The sequence below is a fragment of the Nocardioides sp. genome (assembly GCF_030019515.1).
GTDB lineage: Bacteria > Actinomycetota > Actinomycetes > Propionibacteriales > Nocardioidaceae > Nocardioides.
Map to the genome: position 1 here is coordinate 157835 of NZ_JASEEQ010000002.1, position 16749 is coordinate 174583.

Genomic DNA, 16749 nt, shown 5'->3' on the forward strand with positions numbered 1-16749 from the left:
CGGCGCAACCTAGAGACTACGCGGGGCGCGAGAAGTTCGTCCAACCGAGCGACCCGGCGGGTGACCGGCCCCGGTCCCCCGCGGGCCGGGGACTACGCTCCGAGGGTGGAGAACCATCCTCCGGTGCGGGTCGAGCGTCGGCCGGTCACCGAGGACGAGTCCCGCCGGGCCAATGGCCCGGACTGGGACCGTTACGCCGACGAGTACCAGTCCACCCACGGGGAGTTCCTCGGCGACGTCGGCTTCGTCTGGGGGCCCGAGGGCCTCACCGAGGCGCGGGCACGGGTGCTCGGCGAGGTCGCCGGGCGCGACGTGCTCGAGGTCGGGTCCGGCGCCGGACAGTGCTCTCGGTGGGTGCGCAGCCAGGGCGGGCGGGCCTACGGCCTCGACCTCTCCTTCCGCCAGCTCCAGCACTCGCGCCGCATCGACCTCGACACCGGCCTCGCGGTCCCGTCGGTGCTCGGCACCGCCACCGCGCTCCCGTTCGCCGACGACTCCTTCGATGTCGTGTTCTCCTCGTTCGGCGCGCTCCAGTTCGTCAGCGACATCGCCGACGCCGTCGCCGAGACCGCGCGGGTGCTGCGTCCCGGCGGCCGCTACGCCTTCTCGATCACCCACCCCACCCGGTGGATGTTCCCCGACGACCCGACCGAGGCCGGCCTGGTCGCGAGCCAGTCCTACTGGGACCGCACGCCGTACGTCGAGGTCGACGACGCCACCGGCGTGGTGTCGTACGTCGAGCACCACCGCACGCTCGGCGACTGGGTGGCGCTGCTGGCCGGGCACGGCTTCTCGCTCACCGACCTGCTCGAGCCGGAGTGGCCCGAGGACCACGACCGGGTCTGGGGCGGCTGGTCGCTGACCCGCGGTCGGTACACGCCGGGCACCGCGATCTTCGGCGCGAGGCTGTCGGGGACGCGCTAGCGGACCCGACGGTGGTGGTCGAGCGAGGCGCGCGACCGAGCTCGCGAGGTCGCGACCGCCGTGTCGAGACTCGGCTGACCCGTCAGCTGGCGGCGTCGGCCATCTCGCGCTTGCCGGACGCGCCACCGGCGGCCGCGCGGCGAGCGGTGAGCAGCAGTGCGAGCCCGGCGAGCACGCAGAGCGCCCCGCCCGTGAAGCCGACGATCGGCAGCCAGACGGTCAGGATCGCCAGCGTGCGCATGTTCGTCTCGGCGTCGTCGGCGAACTGCTGGATCTGGTCGTCGGTGAAGCCGATCTTCAGGTCGAGGACCTGGGTGCCGTCGGTCAGGTAGCGCTGCTGGTCCTGGGTCTGCTGCTGGATCGCACCGGTCTTGGGCTCGACCCAGATCTCGATGTTGTTGTCGTAGGTGCCGTCGATGCCCTCGGCGATCTGGATCGGGGCGTCGGTGACGGAGGCCTTGTAGACGTAGCACTCGATGCCGGCGAGCGTCTCGGTGCGGTCGTAGACGGCGTCGATGGCGTGGCCGGCGGTGCCGTCCCAGAACGGGTAGGTGGTCTTCTCGGCGTCGAAGGGCCACTTGTTCATCAGGCCGTCGTGCGGCGTGGCGTCGGCCGGGAGGTAGTCGGTGTCGTTGACGGCGAGCGCAGTGACCCGGTCACTGGCGAACACGTCGGTGCTCGCGGAGACCAGGCGCTCGTCGTCGCCGTCGACGCAGTCGGGCGCGTCGTTGACGTCGATGACCACGCAGGTGGTCTGGACCCAGCTGACGATCTCGTCGTCGGAGTGCTCGGAGTCCGTCTTGGTGATGCTCTGGACCTTGACCGGGTTCTCCTCGAGCTCACCGGTCTCGACGTTGAGCTTCTGGACGGTGCCCGACAGGTGCGTCACCTGGTTGACGTCAAGCGGCGTCTTCTTGACGACGCCCGGTGCCCAGACGATGCCGAGCAGCCCGGCCACGAGCAGGAAGGCACCCACGCCGAGGAGCACCCTGCCGAACCACTTACGCTTCACGTCCCCTCCCAAGGATGTTGCGATCCGGTGAACCGTAGCAGTACCCGCGGGTAGAAATGCGGCGTCTGTCACAGTCGTCTCCGATTTGTTGCCGGGGGTCGGGCTAGTGTCCTCTGCCATGACCGAGGGCTCCGCCGGCGACGACCTGCCGGCGATCTACCGCAACCGCTTCGACGAGCGCGAGCTCGCTGGCAAGCGGATGCTGTGGCAGGTGCTGGTCCGCGAGGTCTTCCAGCGCTACGTCCCGCGCGACGCGACGGTGGTCGACCTGGGCGCGGGCAGCTGTGAGTTCGTCAACGCGGTCTCCGCAGGGCGACGGATCGCCGTGGACCTGAACCCCGACACCGCCGCCCACGCCGCCCTCGGGGTCGAGGTGCTGACCACGCGCTCCGATGACCTCGGTGCGCTGCCGGACGGCGTCGTCGACACCGTGTTCACCTCGAACTTCTTCGAGCACCTGCCGACCAAGGCCGACCTGATGTCGACCCTGCGTGAGTGCCACCGGGTGACCAGGCCCGGCGGGCGCCTGGTCGTGCTGATGCCGAACATCCGGCACCTGCCCGGACGCTACTGGGACTACCTCGACCACCACCTGCCGCTGACGGACCTCAGCGTCGCCGAGGCCCTCGAGCTCTCGGGCTACGAGGTGGAGGAGCGGATCGGCAGGTTCCTGCCCTACACGATCAAGGACGCCCGGTTCGAGGTGCGGCCGTTCATGGTCCGCGGCTACCTGCGCTGCCGACCGGCCTGGCGGGTCCTGGGCAAGCAGATGCTGGTCGTCGGCCGGCGGGTCTGACGCGGCGGCCTCAGATCAGCCCGTCCTGGACGGCCTGGGCGACCCACGGGATCACCACGTCGAGCATCTCGTCCAACGTCGTGGTGGCCCGGAAGCCGAGGATCTCCTCGGCCTTGGTGACGTCGGGGACGCGACGCTGCACGTCGTGCGCGAACGGCTCGTCGCTCACCACCGAGAACGGGCGGTCGGGCCCGTGGCACTTGCGCCAGATCCGCTCGGCCAGCTCGAGCACGGTGGTCGACTGCGCGGTGGAGAGGTTGAAGTCGTCGTTCAGCGCCCGCTCGGACGACATCGCGCGGACGATGCCGTCGGCGAGGTCCGCACCATAGGTGTAGTGCCGCACCTGGCTGCCGTCGCCGAGCACGTGCACCGGATCCTGGCCCCGGAGCACCTTCTGGATCAGGTCCGGGACGACGTGGCTCATCGCGAGCTTGATGTTGCCGCTCGGGATCTCGACGTCGCCGAGCGCGCGGCCCTCTCCGACCCCGACGCAGTTGAACGGGCGGACGATGGTGAAGGGGACGCGGTACTGGTCCCAGGCCGCGCGGGCGAAGTACTCGACCGCGAGCTTCTGGAAGCCGTACGACGACAGCGGAGGTGGGATCGCCCGCTCGTCCCCTTCCTTCGAGGGCCACCGGTCCGTGGACTCGAAGACCATCGAGGAGCTGAGGTAGGTCACCTTGCGCAGCCGACCGGCCGGCATCGCCCGGATCGCGGTGTCGCAGGTGGCCGCGATGATCCGCTCGTTGGTCGCGAGCAGGTCGTACGGGTAGGTGTGGAAGTAGGAGATCCCGCCGATCATGGCCGCCCCCGCGATGAGGTGGTCGCAGTCGGTCACCAGGTCGGCCATCAGCTCGAGGTCGCGCACGTCGCCCTCGACGAAGCGGTACGACGGGTGGTTGTCATAGGACTTCGTCACCGGACCGTACTTGGAGTAGTTGTCGATCCCGGTGACGGCGTACCCACGACGGAGGAGGTCCTCGACGACGTAGCCGCCGATGAACCCGGCCGACCCGGTCACCAGGACCCGCTGGCCCGATCCCTCGGTCACGGACGCACCCTCCTGTCGTTGCGAGCGGCGATTCTCGCACCCTCGGCGCGCACCTGCTCCACGGTGAGCTGGGGGCCGAAGGCGAAGCGATACCAGCGCAGGTACTTGGGGATCCAGTCCTTCAGGTCGAAGCTGGACTCTCCGACCGTGCGGTCGAGCCAGATGGTCGGCAGCTCGGCGACGGGGCGGCGCAACCGCCGGGCCTTCGCTGTCAGCTCGAGCCCGATCTCGAAGCCGCTGCGGCTGTCGATGCCCACCTCGCGCACGAAGTCGGTGGCGAAGGCCTTGAAGCTGTTGGTGGCGTCGTCGGTGCCGACGCGGGCGAAGGTCCCCAGCGTGCGGCCCGCGGCGCGCGACAGCATGCCCTTGAGGACCGGCCCACCCACCTGCTGGCCGCCGGGCGAGTAGCGCGAGGCCGCGGCGACGACCACGCCCCGCTCCACGAGCCGGGAGAGCGGGTCGATCATCCGTGGGTCGTCGCTCCCGTCGGCCATCGTCACGACGACGACCGGGTGGCGGGCCGCGTCGATGCCGTACCGGATAGCGTTGGCGGGGCCACGCCCGTACGTGTTCACGAGTGTCCGCACGCGGGGGTCGTCGGGCACGTGCTGCCGCACGGCGGCCACGGTCGGGTCGCCTTCGTCGTCGACCACCACGAGGACCTCGAACTCGAGGGTGATGGCGTCGATGAGCCGGTCGAGCACCCGCCCGATGCCCTCGGCCTCGTGGTAGGCCGGGACGATCACGGACACGGCTGTGGGCGTCACAGGGCCGACCCCGCTCCGAGCAGGTTCCACACGTCGACGACCGGGACCGCCGACTCGAGGTCCTGGTAGGCCGCATGCGGCGCCCCGATCACGAGCAGGTCGGCCTCGGCCAGCACCCGGTCCAGGGGCAGGAGGTCGGGGTCGTCGGCGACGTACGGGTCGGTGGTCAGGACGCGACCGGCGCGGAAGGACAGCACCCGCTTGAGCCGGTAGGACAGGCTCGAGCGCCGGTCGTCGCTCTCGGCCTTGAAGGCCATGCCGAGGATCCCGACGGTGAGCGCCGGGAGGTCGTGCCGTTGCTCCATCCCGCGGACGAGGTAGTCGGGGAGGCCTTCGTTGACGAGCATCGCGGAGTGCCCCAGCGCGAAGGCCCCCCCGGTCACCGAGGCGAGCTGCATCGTGTCCTTGAACAGGCAGGGGCCGGCGGCGAACCCCGCGCCCGGCAGGTCCGCCGAGCGGGGGTAGCCCGTGGTCATCGCGTCACGGATCCGGGCGAAGTCCAGGCCGAGGTCGTTGGCGATCATGTAGTACTGGTTGGCGGCCGCGAACTTGATGTAGCGCCACGAGTTGGTGAACAGCTTCGCGAGCTCGGCCTCCTCCGGCGCCAGCTCGATGATGGTGTCGGTGAGCTTGCCGAACAGGGCCGCTGCGCGCTGCATCGGCCGGTCGCTGCGAGCAGCCACCAGCTGTGGCAGCGTGAAGAGCTCGGTCATGGCCCGGCCCTCGGCGATCCGCTCGGGGCAGAACGCCAGGTCGACCTCCGGGTGGCTGCCAGCGAGGAGCTGCTCGACCCGGCGGGTCACTCCGGGGAAGACCGTGCTCCTGAGGACGACCAACTGTCCGGCCACGAGCAGGTCCTCCAGCTCCCCGACCACCCGCGGCACGGCCTCGGGGTCGGGGCTGAGGTACTGGTCGACCGGGGTGCCGACCACGATCACGACGTGCTCGGCCCGGCGGACGACCTCGCGGTCGGTCGTCGCGACCAGGCGGTCCGACGCGAGCGCGTCGGCGAGCGGTGCGTGGACGCCGGGCTCGAGGAACGGGGCGCGCCCGGCGGCGATCGTCTCGACGGCTGCTGCATTCACGTCGTAGACCGCGACGCGGAGCCCCCGAGATGCGAACGCCACGGACAGCGGGAACCCGACGTGCCCGCCGCCGCCGACCACGCACACGTCGAAGTCGAACTGATCTGCCACGCTGCTGCTACTCCGTCGTGTCGGTCGGCTCGGGTTCGAGTGGTCTCGCCCAAACTACCGCGGCGGGGCGATCGGACCGCACGGTTCCGGGGTCATCGGTGTGGCAGACTCCCGCGCTGAGGAGGTCTCGTGCGAACGCTGTTCACCCGGGCCGGGCGCTGGCTCGCGGAGGCCGAACGCTCGGGCCACACCCGGGACCTCGTGCTCAGCGCCGCGGTGCTGCTGGTCCTCGCGCAGCTCGGCCTGCGCGCCTGGGCGCTGTCGGGCACCTGGTTCCACCAGGACGACTTCAGCCTGATCCTCGACGCCCGGGAGGCCCACTTCGACACCGAGTACCTTCTTGCACCCTGGAACAACCACCTGATGCCGCTCGGGCGCGCGCTCGCGTGGGTGGTGGCGGAGCTCGGGCCGCTCGACTGGGGCCTGGCGCTGGCCAGCACCCTGGCGATCCAGGCGCTGGCGAGCGTCGCGGCCGTGTGGATGCTCGTCACGCTGTTCGGACGCCGGCCGGGGATTCTCGTGCCGCTGTCGCTCTACCTGTTCACCTCCATCACCGTGCCGGCGACCATGTGGTGGACCGCGTGCCTGAGCCAGCTGTCGATGCAGGTCGGGCTCTTCCTCGCGGTCGGCGCCGCCGTCCGCTACCTGCGCGGGCGCCGCCTGGTCTGGGCGGGAGTGGCGTACTTCGGCGTGGCCGTCGGGCTGCTCGGGGACGTCAAGGCCCTCCTCATCCTCCCCGTACTCGGGTACCTGGCCCTCGCCTACTTCGCGACCGGGAGGCCGGTGCGCCGCGTCCTCGGGCTGCTGCGTCGCTACTGGCCGGCGGTCGCGCTCGGCCTGCCCCTGCTGGCGGCGTACCTGGTCTACTACACCGACCACGTCCGGCAGCCCTATGACCCGCCGACCGCCGGGGCGGCCGGACAGGCCGTGGAGGCGATGCTCGCGACCGGCTTCCCCGCGGGCGCCGTCGGAGGCCCGTGGCTGTGGAGCGGAGCGGGCTACGCCGACCCACCGTCATGGACCGTGAACCTGGCTTGGGTGCTCATCGTCCTCGTCGTGCTGTACGGCGCCCTCCGTCGCGAGCGCACCCTGCGGGCCTGGCTGCTGCTGTCCGGCTACCTCGGCGCGCTGTGCGCCCTGGTCGTGGCTGCCCGCGTGGAGCCCTTCGGACCTGCCATCGGTCGGGAGTACCGCTACCTGACGGACGTGGCGTGCGTGCTCGCGCTGTCGGTGGGCCTCGCCTTCCTGGAGCTCGTCGGCGCCGAGGGATCGAGCTCCCCGCGCCGACGTCCCCGTCTCGACCTCGCGATCCCCCGCCCGGCGGTGGCGCTGCTGACCGCCGCCATCACCGTCTCGGGAGTGGCGAGCGGCCTGACCTATCTCTCGTGGTGGAACGCCCACGACGACGGTCGGACCTTCTTGACGAACCTCCGCGAGGACGTCGAGGAGTCGGGCGCCGTCGACGTCGCTGACCGCACGCTGCCCGAGGACGTGGTCTCCGGACTGCTCGCGCCCGACAATCGGCTGGTGACGTTCTCCTCGCTGGTCACCGACAGCCTCGCGTTCCCGGCCTGGTCCGAGGATCTCAACGTGGTCACCGACGAGGGCCGGCTCGAGGAGGCCCGGGTGGATCCGAGCGTGACATCCCGCACCGGCCCGCGGCCCGGTTGTGGCTGGCTGGTCCAGGGTGCCGGGCGCTCGATCCCCCTGCGGAGCACGGCCTTCGAGTGGAACTGGTGGATCCGGATCGGGTACCTCGCCTCGGCGGACTCGACGATGACCGTCAGTGCCGGCAAGACCTCCCAGCAGGTCGAGGTGCAGCGGGGCGCCCACTCGCTCTACGCCCAGGTCGAGGGTCGCTTCACGACGGTGCGGCTCAGCGGCCTCGGCGAGGACGTCGCCGTGTGCGTCGACACCATCGATGTCGGACAGCCCACGACCGGAGAGGCGGGACCCTCGTGACGGGCGACCACAGGCCCGCGGGCGTCGAGGTCGCGCCGCTGTTCCCGGTGCTCGACTCGCTGCGTGCGGTCGGCGCCCTCGCGGTGCTCACGACCCACGTCGCGTTCCAGTCCGGCGCGTACGTGCGCAACGGGACGTGGGGCAACCTGCTCTCGCGGCTCGACGTGGGCGTCGCGATCTTCTTCGTGCTCTCCGGCTTCCTCCTCAGCCGCCCGCACTTCGCGCGCCGGATGGTCGACGCCCCGCCGCCGTCGACGGGCCGCTACTACTGGAAGCGCGTGCTACGGATCTACCCGGTGTACGCCGTCACCGTCGTGCTGGCCCTGACCCTGATCCCAGAGAACCGGCCGGCCTCGGCGGCGCAGTGGGTCCGCTCGCTGAGCCTGACCAACATCTACCTCGCCGACGCCCTGCCCCAAGGCCTGACGCAGATGTGGAGCCTCTCGGTCGAGGTCTCGTTCTACATCGTCCTCCCGCTGCTGATGCTGCTCGTCCTGGGTCGCGCGCACCGGCCGCTGCGGCCGGGACGTGTCGCGCTGGTCCTGCTCGCGATGGTCGTCCTGAGCTCCTGGTGGCACCTCCACCTGGCTGCCGCTGCGGGCGAGCGCAGCGACGGCGCGCCGACCCTTTGGCTGCCGTCGTACCTGACCTGGTTCGCCGTGGGCCTCGCCGTGGCCCTCACGGACGTGCTGCGCCAGGCCCGCAGGCCGGGCCGCGGCCCGGGTCCGGCGACCCAGCTGCTGGAGGCGCTGGAGGGCTCGCCGGGCGTCTGCTGGGTCCTGGTGCTCGGCCTGATGCTGGTGGCCTCGACCCCCGTTGCGGGCCCGACCCTCCTCTACGTGGCCACCGACGTCGAGGCGCTGACCAAGAGTCTGCTGTACGCCGCCATCGGCGGCCTGGTCGTCATCAGCGGCCTACGGCCGCCGGACAAGGGCAGCTACGCGCGCGTGATGTCCGCCCGCCTGCCTCGGCACCTGGGCCACGTGTCGTACAGCGTGTTCTGCCTCCATCTGCCGATCCTCTACTTCGTGATGGAGGGCGTCGGCTTCCCGCTCTTCGGCGGGCACACCTGGCAGATCTGGACACTGACGGTGGCGCTCAGCCTGGCGGCGTCCGAGATCGCCTACCGGGCGGTCGAACGGCCGGCGATGCGGCTGCGCAACGTCGGACGCCGCCGCTCGACCAGCGCGCCGAGCACGAGGCAGAGGGCGACCACGACCAGGTAGTGCGGCCAGGCCAGCGCGCCGGCCCAGCCGTGCGGGCTCGCCCACGGACGCCAGAGGTACGCCGCGGCCGCCGGCACCATCGCGAGGATGACCAGCCACGGCAGTAGACCGGTACGGCGCCCGGAAAGGGCGCCCGCGACGATCGCGACCGCCCCGACGACCAGGCCCGGCCAGCCGGCCAGCATCCCGGCCGCTCCCAGACCGACGCTCGCCAGCACCCCGCCGCGGACGCGCCCGGCGGCGAGAGCCGGCCGGGACGTGCCGTTCCAAAGCCGCCGCCACGGCACCAGGGCGAGCAGGAGCAGGACGAGGACGGCGACGGCGCCGCCCCCCAGGCCCGCGCGATAGGTCCGGTCGGGCTCGAACTCGGCCCGCACGTCCTCGCCTCCCTCGAGCTGCCAGCCCTGCTTCCACCCGTCCACCTGCACGGGCGCGAGAGCGTCGCCGTCCTGGACGGCGGTCCAGCCGGGATTCACGTTCTGCTGCACCGTCAGGAGGCCACCCGATCCTGCCGGACGCACCCGGAAGTCGACCGGCGAGACCCGGTCGACAGCCGCGGCGGCCGCCCCCGACGACCACGCGACGCCGTCGGACAGGACGAGCGAGACGGGCGTGAACCTCCTGGACGCCGTGACCGAGATCCTGCTCTCCCCCGAGGGCAGGGTCACCGGCGCAGCGCGGCAGATCCGCGCCCCGACGGTGCTGCCGGCATAGAGGTCCTCGACCGTCGCCCGGACCCTGGTGTGGAACGTCTGCCCCGCAACGGTGACGTCCGGTCCCGCTCCGCATCGGGTGCGGATGGTGCCCTCGTGCGACTGGGGGAAGTAGGGCACGCCCAGCACCCGCAGCTCGGAGATGCCGATCGGCACCGGCGAGGCGGCCTGGTCGAAGTCGAGGTCGACCGCTGGGTCCGCCTCCTCGACCGCGATCGTGAGTCGGTCGGTGCGGATCGGGGGGAACCGGACGTCGCCGTCGTCGGGGACCCGGACGACGCGCTGCCCACCGGGCCAGCTGAGCACGAGCTCGTTCGGGATCCGAGCATCGGCGTCGGGGAGCAGCCGCAGCTCGAGCCCGCGCACCGTGCGTACGCCCAGCCACCGGACGTCGAGCCGGGGGTGGAGGTCGGAGAGCGCCGCCGACCACGTCGTGCCGGGGTCTCCGTCGACCGCCGCGAGCGCCGACGATCGGAGGTCGGGATTGCTGTGCGACGAGGTCGTCACGAGGCCGAACTGTTGCCGGCCCAGGAGGCGCTGCAGGCGGCCTCCGGACCGCCCGCTGACGCGCAGCTGGAGCCCGTCGTAGGTGGCGGCCCTGGGCAGGTTGACGACCCGCCGGAACCCGAGGGGCTCCTCGGCGGCGACCTCTCGCCCTGGCACGCAGCGGACCGATCCATCGACCTCGGCGCAGCCGGTGCGCCCGTCGGACACGGCACGCAACGCGATCCGGGCAGGGGTGCCCCATGCTTCGGGGACGGCCGGCAGCACCAGCTCGCGGGTCGCGTCCACGCCGGGCAGCTCGACCTCGGCGAGTGCCAGCCGGTGGCCGGGGCGTCCCGAGGCATCCTCCACGCGGACCGTCTCGACGTCCTGGGCGCCGACCGCGATCGTGCGGCTCGCGCCCGCTCGCACGGTGACCGGCTCCGTCGTGACATCGCCGGCCTCCACCCGGACGACCTCGCTCTCGTCCGGCCCGGCCGTCACGGTCACCTCGCCGAGGTACCGGGGCCCGACGAGGTCGACCTGCCACCAGGTGTCGGTGCCCGGGACCGCGGCTTCCCAGCGGGTCCTCCGCGACCCGTCCAGTGCGGCGAACGGGAGCTGACCGCGTTGGACGACGCCCGGGCTGGTGGCGTCGGAGCGGGACGAGGAGGCGGTCACGGTGGCGATGCCGCCGTAGCGCGCCCACGTCTCCCAGGTGCCCGCGCCCTCGGGGAGATAGTCGCGGGTCGGGTTCGCCAGGCGCCGTGGGTCGCCGGGGGCGAGCGTCGCCGACTGCCCGTCGTGGAGCCGGCCGAAGTGCCTCTCGACGGCTCGAAGGCCGTCGGTGAGCACCACCGGCGCGCCCGGGTCCCGGTCCGCTGGCACGTCGAAGGCCAGCCGGGTGGGCTCGTCGCCGAGCACGGCGAGGCGGGTGAGGTCCAGCAGGTCCTCCGGGCCGCCGACGACGACCGGGACGACCTGGCTCGTGCGGGCGGCGGCCGACGCCGCGCCGTCGACCGCGTACACCTCGATCGCCGGGTAGCTGGCCTGCCAGCCGCCGTTGACGACGATGCGTGAGTCGTCCTCGGTGTCGATGTGCCCGGCGCCGCCGATCTCCGGTCCGAACGAGGTGACCCGGGAGATGCCCGCCGATCCCGCCAGTGCCTGGTGCACCAGCACCGGGTCGGGTACGTCGCCGCTGCGCGCCAGGTCGTTGCGGACCACCAGGTGGGTGATGCCGGCACGACGCAGGTACGACGCGAGCGCCGGCGACCCACTGCCCTGGGCCAGCCGCGTCTCGATCTCGTCGAGCATGCGGATGTTGCCCGGAGGCGTCAGCGGGACGGCGTTGCGGACCGCCCAGGGACTCCGGGCGAGGGCTTGCATCGGCTCGTCCTGCGGAAAGCCCCAGACATAGTCGCCGAACGACGAGCCGGGCAGGAGGAGGGCGGTCGCGTCGCGCTCTCGGAGCCAGTCGGTCGTCTGCGACCAGTAGCCGGGGACCGCGACGAACCCGCCCGTCGGGGTGATCCGCCCCAGACCGGCCGGCATCGCCGCGCCCGCAACGGCCGCGACGGAGGCGAGCACCAGCCCGAGCGCCGCCACCCGGTCGAGCGTGGTCGTCGTGCGGTCGGCGTCCGGCGCCGGCGCCCGCCGGCGCTGGGCCATCAGCGCGTCGACGGCCCACGCGAGGCCGAGCACCATCGGCAGGCGCACCACGGGGTCGAACTTGTGAACGTTCCGCAAGGGCGCCAGCGCACCGTCGAGCGCGGCCTGCAGGTCCTCGGCGAACCAACCCTGGGTCGCGCCCGTGTGGCCCATGGTCACCAGCACCATGCCGACGAGGACGCTGAGGCACAGGAACACCCGCTCCGGGTTTCGCCGCTGTCCGATCCCGACCAGGCCGAGGACCACCACGGCGGCGCTGTTGAGGATCGCGATGGGGTCCCGGATGAGGTCGTTGCCGGCGCGCGAGGTGGAGCCGACGTACACCACCCAGTTCGACGTGCCCCGCAACGCGTCGTACACCGTGGTGGGGAAGGTGGTGTTCGACGCCGACTCGATGAAGTCGAGGAACGGCGGGCTGTAGGCCCCGAGCACGAACAGCGGGATGAGCCACCAGAGCGTTCCGACCACGGTGAGCGCAGGCCACCACAGGAGCAGCGTGAGCTTCCGGCTGCCGCGCCCCCGGGTCAGGATCCAGAGCACCCCGAGCGGGAGCACGGCGAAGGTCGCGGCCGCGTTGACCCCGCCCACCATCACGACAGCGAGAGCGGCCCAGGCCGCGGCCCGTCGGGCGGAGCCCCGGGTCGAGCCGATCACCAGTGGCAGCAGGACCCACGGTGCCATCGCACTGGGCCAGGCCTCGATCGAGATCTGCCCGAGCGTGCTCAACATCCGTGGCGACAAGGCGTAGGCGAAGCCGCCGAGGACGCAGGCCAGGTCCGACCGGACCCCGAGCTCCCGGGCGAGTCGCGCCACGCCCAGGAACGCGACGCAGAGGACCAGCGCGAGCCAGAGCCGCTGCACCACCCAGGCGGGCAGCCCGCTCTCGATCCCGCCGAGGAAGAACGGACCCATCGGCCACAGGTAGCCGTACGCCTGGTTCTGGAGCTGGCCGAGGGCGCCGGTCGAGTCCCACAGGTGGACGGACCGGAGGAGGAAGCGACCGGGCGCCACGGCGAGGTCGAGCTTCGTGTCTGCGACGAGGAGTCCCGGCGACTGCACCAGGGCCAGACCGACCAGCAGTGCGCAGGCCCCGGCCAGGCGGAGTCGGAAGCGCGCCACCGCGCTGATCGGCGCCTGCGTGGTCAGCGCTTCCTCAGCACCAGGGCGAGGTTCCACGTCACCACCTCTCGGAGGGCCGGAACCCGAGACATCCAGTAGCTCCACCGAGGGTTGTAGCGAGGGATCACCGCGAGCACGTCGCCCGCCTGCTGGCGTCGCACCCAGGCGACCCCGTCGCGCACGGTGAGGGGGAACAGTGACTCGCCGTACCTGTTCTTGGGCTCGCGCCCGTGCCGCCGACGGTAGCGGCGCCGCGCGCGGTCGCCGCCGAGATAGTGCCACGGCGAGGTCTCGTGTCCTCCCCAGGGACCCCACCACAGCGTGTAGGAGATGAAGACGATCCCGCCGGGTCGCGTGACCCGGAGCATCTCGTCGGCCATGTCCCACGGCCGCGACACGTGCTCGAGCACGTTCGAGGAGTAGCACACGTCGACCGAGCCGTCGCGGAAGGGCAGGTTCATGCCGTCGCCGACGACCGTGCCGGCGGCGATGCCGCCCAGTCCGGCGAGCTCCCCGACGTCGGCGTCCAGGGCCCAGTACGTCGCTCCCGCGGCCCGGAACGCGTCGCGGAAGTAGCCGGGGCCGCCCCCGACGTCGAGGAGGGTCGCACCGGTCAGGCCACGCCCGTCCAGCGCGAGGTACGCCGAGAGCTGACCGACCGAGTCCTGCGCGAGCGCGGTGTAGAAGCGCCTCGGGTCGGTCTGCTCCACGCGGAAGTCCCGAAACAGCCGTACCGACCGGCTGAGATCGGGCTGCCACGGCATGCGCGGCACCCTATCCGAACCAGCGGGTAACCTCGCCCCGTGCCGATGACCGATGCGCTTGCCGGGCGCCACGTGGCGTTCTTCAGCTGGCGGGACACACGGAATCCCGAGGGCGGCGGCGCGGAGCGGTACCTCGAGAAGATGGCCGCCGGCATGGTCGCTCGGGGTGCCCGGGTCACGATCTTCTGCGCCGCGTACGCAGGCGCCGCTCCCGACGAGACGGTCGACGGCGTCAGGTTCGTGCGCCGCGGCTCGAAGCTCTCGGTCTACCTCCTCGGCATGTGGGCGCTGCTGCGCCGGCAGCTCGGTCGGGTCGACGTCGTGGTCGACGTCCAGAACGGGCTCCCGTTCTTCACGGCCCTGGTGACCCGCAAGCCGATCGTCGTGCTGGTCCACCACGTGCACCGCGAGCAGTGGCCGGTCGTCTACCCCGGCCTGACCGGCAGGGTCGGATGGTGGATCGAGAGCCGGGTCGCGCCCCGGCTCTACCGCCGTCAGCAGTACGTCGCGGTCTCCCGCGCGACCCGCGCCGAGCTCCGGGAGCTCGGCGTCACCGGGCCGCGGATCGCGGTCGTGCACAACGGAACGGACCCGGTCGTCAGAGTCGAGGCTCGCAAGTCGGCCCATCCATCCATCTGCGTGGTCGGCCGCCTGGTCCCCCACAAGCAGGTGGAGCACGCGATCGACGCGGTCGCCACCCTGGTGACGGAGTTCCCGGACCTCCGGCTGCGCGTGGTCGGCAGTGGCTGGTGGGAGGGCGAGCTGCACACCTACGCCGCCGAGCAGGTCGCGCGCGGGTCCGTGGTCTTCGAGGGTCATGTGACCGAGCTCCGCAAGCAGGAGATCTACGAGGAGTCCTGGCTGATGGCGCTGCCCTCTCTGAAGGAGGGGTGGGGCCTGGTCGTCGGCGAGGCGGCCGCGCACCGGACGCCCACCATCGCCTACGCCCACGCAGGCGGCACCCGCGAGTCGATCGTCGACGGCGTCTCCGGTGTCCTGGTCGGCAGCCCCGGCGAGCTGACGGCCGCGCTCGGCCGGCTGTTGCGCGACGACGAGGGCCGGGCCAGGCTGGCGGAGGGCGCTGTCCAGCACAGCGCCGGCTACACCTGGGAACACGCGCAGGCAGCGTTCGCGCACGTCGTGGTGAGCGCGCTGGGCGGCGAGCTGGTCAACGACCAGGACGCCACCGACTAGCGCCGCTAGCTCACTGAGTGACGCCGTACTCCAGGACCGGGTTGCTCACGTTGGCGGGCGACTTGTCGGGAGGCGCGGTCTGCGAGTTCACGAGACCGATGACGGTCGCACCCGCGAGACCGCCGCCGACGACGACGCTCGCGAAGGTGATCAGAAAAGCTTGCACGTGAGTTCCTCCCTCTCGCGGCCGACGGTATCACCCAGGACCTGGGCGGGTCCGCATTCTCGACGAGATGGCCCGGCCCCCGTTCCACACCCCGAACCCCGCAAGGCCGAGGAACGCCGCCCACGCCAGGCCGAGGGCGACCAGCCAGCCGGCCGGGACCTGCCGCTCGTGGACCGGCGCGTCGAGCACGACCACGTCCAGGCCCCCGCCGTCGAACACGGCCGTGCCGCCGACCGCTGCGTCGGATGCCCGGGTGGTCGGCACCGTGCGATCGCGGACGACCGCACCGATGCCGAGCTGCGCCAGCGCGGCCGCCCGGTCATCGGCGTCCGGGAGCGCCAGCGCTGCGAGCACATCGGGGACCCGCGGGTCCTCCCCCGCGATGACCCGGCCGTCCACGACGAGCTGGTCGTTGACGACGTAGTCGGGCCGGAGGTAGCGCGGGAGGGGGTCGAGGACCTTGCCGTCGTGGTTCCACGCCGGTGCCCGGTAGCTGGTGAACGGCAGCACCAGCAGGTCGGCGCGTCCATCGCCCAGCGTCGCGCGCGCCGCCGCCCACGCCGCCGGATAGTCCGCGGGCTCCAGGCGCCCCCCGATCCCCCACGCGGCGTCGGGCATGAAGGCGAGCGGGAGCAGCGCACCGGCAGCCATGACGAGGAGCTTCGCCGCCCGGTGCGCGCACCACTCGACGCAGCGCTGCACACCAGCCGCCACGAGCGCGGCGGTCAAGGGCGCACAGAGCGCCAGCGATCGGGTGCCGTCGCGCAGCAGCCCCCCGCCCGGCACGTGCCCGGCCAGCCACCCGACCGTGTCCGGGCTCGCCCACGAGAGCACCGCGACGAGGTACCCCGCGGCCCAGAGCCCGACCAACGCGATCGTCACGCGCCCGCCGAGGCGTCGCGCCAGCGGCCGGGCTCCGATGGCGGCGAGCGCCGCATACGAGAGGGTCAGGACCAGCGGCAGGACCAGCAGTTCGCGTGAGGAGGGGACGACCTCGGCGTTCCAGATGCCACCGAGGGTCAGCGCGGCGAGCGGCGCGGGCAGCGGGCCTTCGGCGTCCAGGCCGAAGACCGCGCCGGCGGCGTTCGAGGTCGCGGTGTCGAGGTGGAGCAGGCCGGCGACCACCCAGGGCGCGTTGGCGGCGACGACGAGCCCGAGCAGGCGGGGCACCGTGGCCCGGGTGGCGCCGACGGCGAGGAGGGCGGTCGCGGCCATCAGCCCGGCGTTCGCGCTCAGGCTGCCGGCGAGCAGCAGGAACGGCAGGGCGGCGCCGATCCGCGGGTCGGCGCGCAGCCGGATCCCCTCCGCGACCAGCCAGGGCAGGACCGCCCAGCACAGCAGCAGCGGCCAGTGCCCGATCCAGAGCCGCTCGACGACGTACGGGCTCCAGACGTAGACGCCGACCGCGACGAGGCGGGCGGCCGTGGCCCGGCCGGCAAGCCGGGCGGCGCCGAGCCCGCCGACCACGAGCGCACCGACGAGCACGACCTTCTGCAGCAGCATCCCGGGGAGCACCTCGTCGAGCACCGCGACGACCGCATCGGAGGGCACCGCTCGCGGCAGCGCTGATCCGAGCCCGAGGAAGTCCGGGCGCAGGGCGAGGTCGGGCACCCACACCATGTCGTAGGTCAGCAGGTAACCGGGCCCGAGGGCCGGCCCGAGCACCAGCGCGGCGACCGCGATCGCCCACGCAGGCACCAGCCAC

13 protein-coding genes are annotated in these 16749 nt (G+C 72.4%); 5 read left to right on the forward strand and 8 right to left on the reverse strand.

Features of this window, described 5'->3' with window-relative positions; genetic code table 11:
- Window positions 1-105: 105 nt before the first annotated feature.
- A complete protein-coding gene (locus tag QMC84_RS03165) occupies window positions 106-924 on the forward strand; it encodes a class I SAM-dependent methyltransferase (protein WP_300371700.1) in 819 nt (272 codons plus the stop codon).
- A gap of 82 nt (window positions 925-1006) precedes the next feature.
- Here QMC84_RS03165 and QMC84_RS03170 read toward each other — a convergent pair whose 3' ends face one another.
- A complete protein-coding gene (locus QMC84_RS03170) occupies window positions 1007-1936 on the reverse strand; it encodes a DUF3068 domain-containing protein (protein ID WP_300371702.1) in 930 nt (309 codons plus the stop codon).
- Between the two features lie 118 nt (window positions 1937-2054).
- On the opposite strand from QMC84_RS03170, the gene QMC84_RS03175 reads away from it, so the two are divergent.
- On the forward strand, window positions 2055-2732 hold the full coding sequence (locus QMC84_RS03175) for a class I SAM-dependent methyltransferase (protein ID WP_300371704.1): 678 nt from the start codon (window positions 2055-2057) through the stop codon (window positions 2730-2732).
- A gap of 10 nt (window positions 2733-2742) precedes the next feature.
- Here QMC84_RS03175 and QMC84_RS03180 read toward each other — a convergent pair whose 3' ends face one another.
- From QMC84_RS03180 to QMC84_RS03190, 3 genes are read right to left on the reverse strand one after another with little or no spacing between them, the layout of a single operon-like run.
- Window positions 2743-3783 (reverse strand): NAD-dependent epimerase/dehydratase family protein, encoded by a 1041-nt coding sequence (locus tag QMC84_RS03180; protein WP_300371706.1) that lies wholly within the window; start codon window positions 3781-3783, stop codon window positions 2743-2745.
- Entirely contained in the window at window positions 3780-4535 is a 756-nt protein-coding gene (locus QMC84_RS03185) for a glycosyltransferase family 2 protein (protein WP_300371708.1), read from the reverse strand. Before QMC84_RS03185 ends, QMC84_RS03180 begins: the two co-directional genes overlap by 4 nt.
- 11 nt (window positions 4536-4546) lie before the next feature.
- Window positions 4547-5746, reverse strand: coding sequence for a nucleotide sugar dehydrogenase (locus QMC84_RS03190; RefSeq protein ID WP_300371710.1), 1200 nt, complete (start codon window positions 5744-5746; stop codon window positions 4547-4549).
- Between the two features lie 129 nt (window positions 5747-5875).
- Between QMC84_RS03190 and QMC84_RS03195 the strand changes: the two genes are divergently transcribed.
- Entirely contained in the window at window positions 5876-7708 is a 1833-nt protein-coding gene (locus tag QMC84_RS03195; protein WP_300371712.1) for a hypothetical protein, read from the forward strand.
- On the forward strand, window positions 7705-8934 hold the full coding sequence (locus tag QMC84_RS03200; RefSeq protein WP_300371714.1) for an acyltransferase: 1230 nt from the start codon (window positions 7705-7707) through the stop codon (window positions 8932-8934). Before QMC84_RS03195 ends, QMC84_RS03200 begins: the two co-directional genes overlap by 4 nt.
- Here QMC84_RS03200 and QMC84_RS03205 read toward each other — a convergent pair.
- Together QMC84_RS03205 and QMC84_RS03210 are read right to left on the reverse strand one after the other, a co-directional pair.
- Window positions 8832-12977 carry an alpha-(1->3)-arabinofuranosyltransferase gene (locus QMC84_RS03205; protein ID WP_300371716.1) on the reverse strand — a complete coding sequence of 1382 codons (4146 nt, stop codon included), beginning with the start codon at window positions 12975-12977 and terminating at the stop codon, window positions 8832-8834. The two genes, QMC84_RS03200 and QMC84_RS03205, sit on opposite strands and share 103 nt — an antisense overlap.
- Window positions 12944-13684 carry a class I SAM-dependent methyltransferase gene (locus tag QMC84_RS03210; protein WP_300371718.1) on the reverse strand — a complete coding sequence of 247 codons (741 nt, stop codon included), beginning with the start codon at window positions 13682-13684 and terminating at the stop codon, window positions 12944-12946. Before QMC84_RS03210 ends, QMC84_RS03205 begins: the two co-directional genes overlap by 34 nt.
- Before the next feature lie 45 nt (window positions 13685-13729).
- Here QMC84_RS03210 and QMC84_RS03215 point away from each other — a divergent pair, with 45 nt between their 5' ends.
- Window positions 13730-14878 (forward strand): glycosyltransferase family 4 protein, encoded by a 1149-nt coding sequence (locus QMC84_RS03215; protein WP_300372300.1) that lies wholly within the window; start codon window positions 13730-13732, stop codon window positions 14876-14878.
- A gap of 10 nt (window positions 14879-14888) precedes the next feature.
- Here QMC84_RS03215 and QMC84_RS03220 read toward each other — a convergent pair whose 3' ends face one another.
- Both QMC84_RS03220 and QMC84_RS03225 read right to left on the reverse strand, forming a co-directional pair.
- Window positions 14889-15044, reverse strand: coding sequence for a hypothetical protein (locus QMC84_RS03220; protein ID WP_300371720.1), 156 nt, complete (start codon window positions 15042-15044; stop codon window positions 14889-14891).
- Window positions 15045-15074: 30 nt separating this feature from the next.
- Window positions 15075-16742, reverse strand: a complete 1668-nt coding sequence (locus QMC84_RS03225; protein WP_300371722.1) for a hypothetical protein — start codon at window positions 16740-16742, stop codon at window positions 15075-15077.
- Between the last annotated feature and the right edge of the window lie 7 nt (window positions 16743-16749).

Excerpts from the sequence above, each read along its gene's own strand:
- QMC84_RS03210 (WP_300371718.1), bottom strand. The coding sequence starts at position 13,684 with ATGCCGTGGCAGCCCGATCTCAGCCGGTCGGTACGGCTGTTTCGGGAC.
- QMC84_RS03175 (WP_300371704.1), top strand. The coding sequence starts at position 2,055 with ATGACCGAGGGCTCCGCCGGCGACGACCTGCCGGCGATCTACCGCAAC.
- QMC84_RS03215 (WP_300372300.1), top strand. The coding sequence starts at position 13,730 with ATGACCGATGCGCTTGCCGGGCGCCACGTGGCGTTCTTCAGCTGGCGG.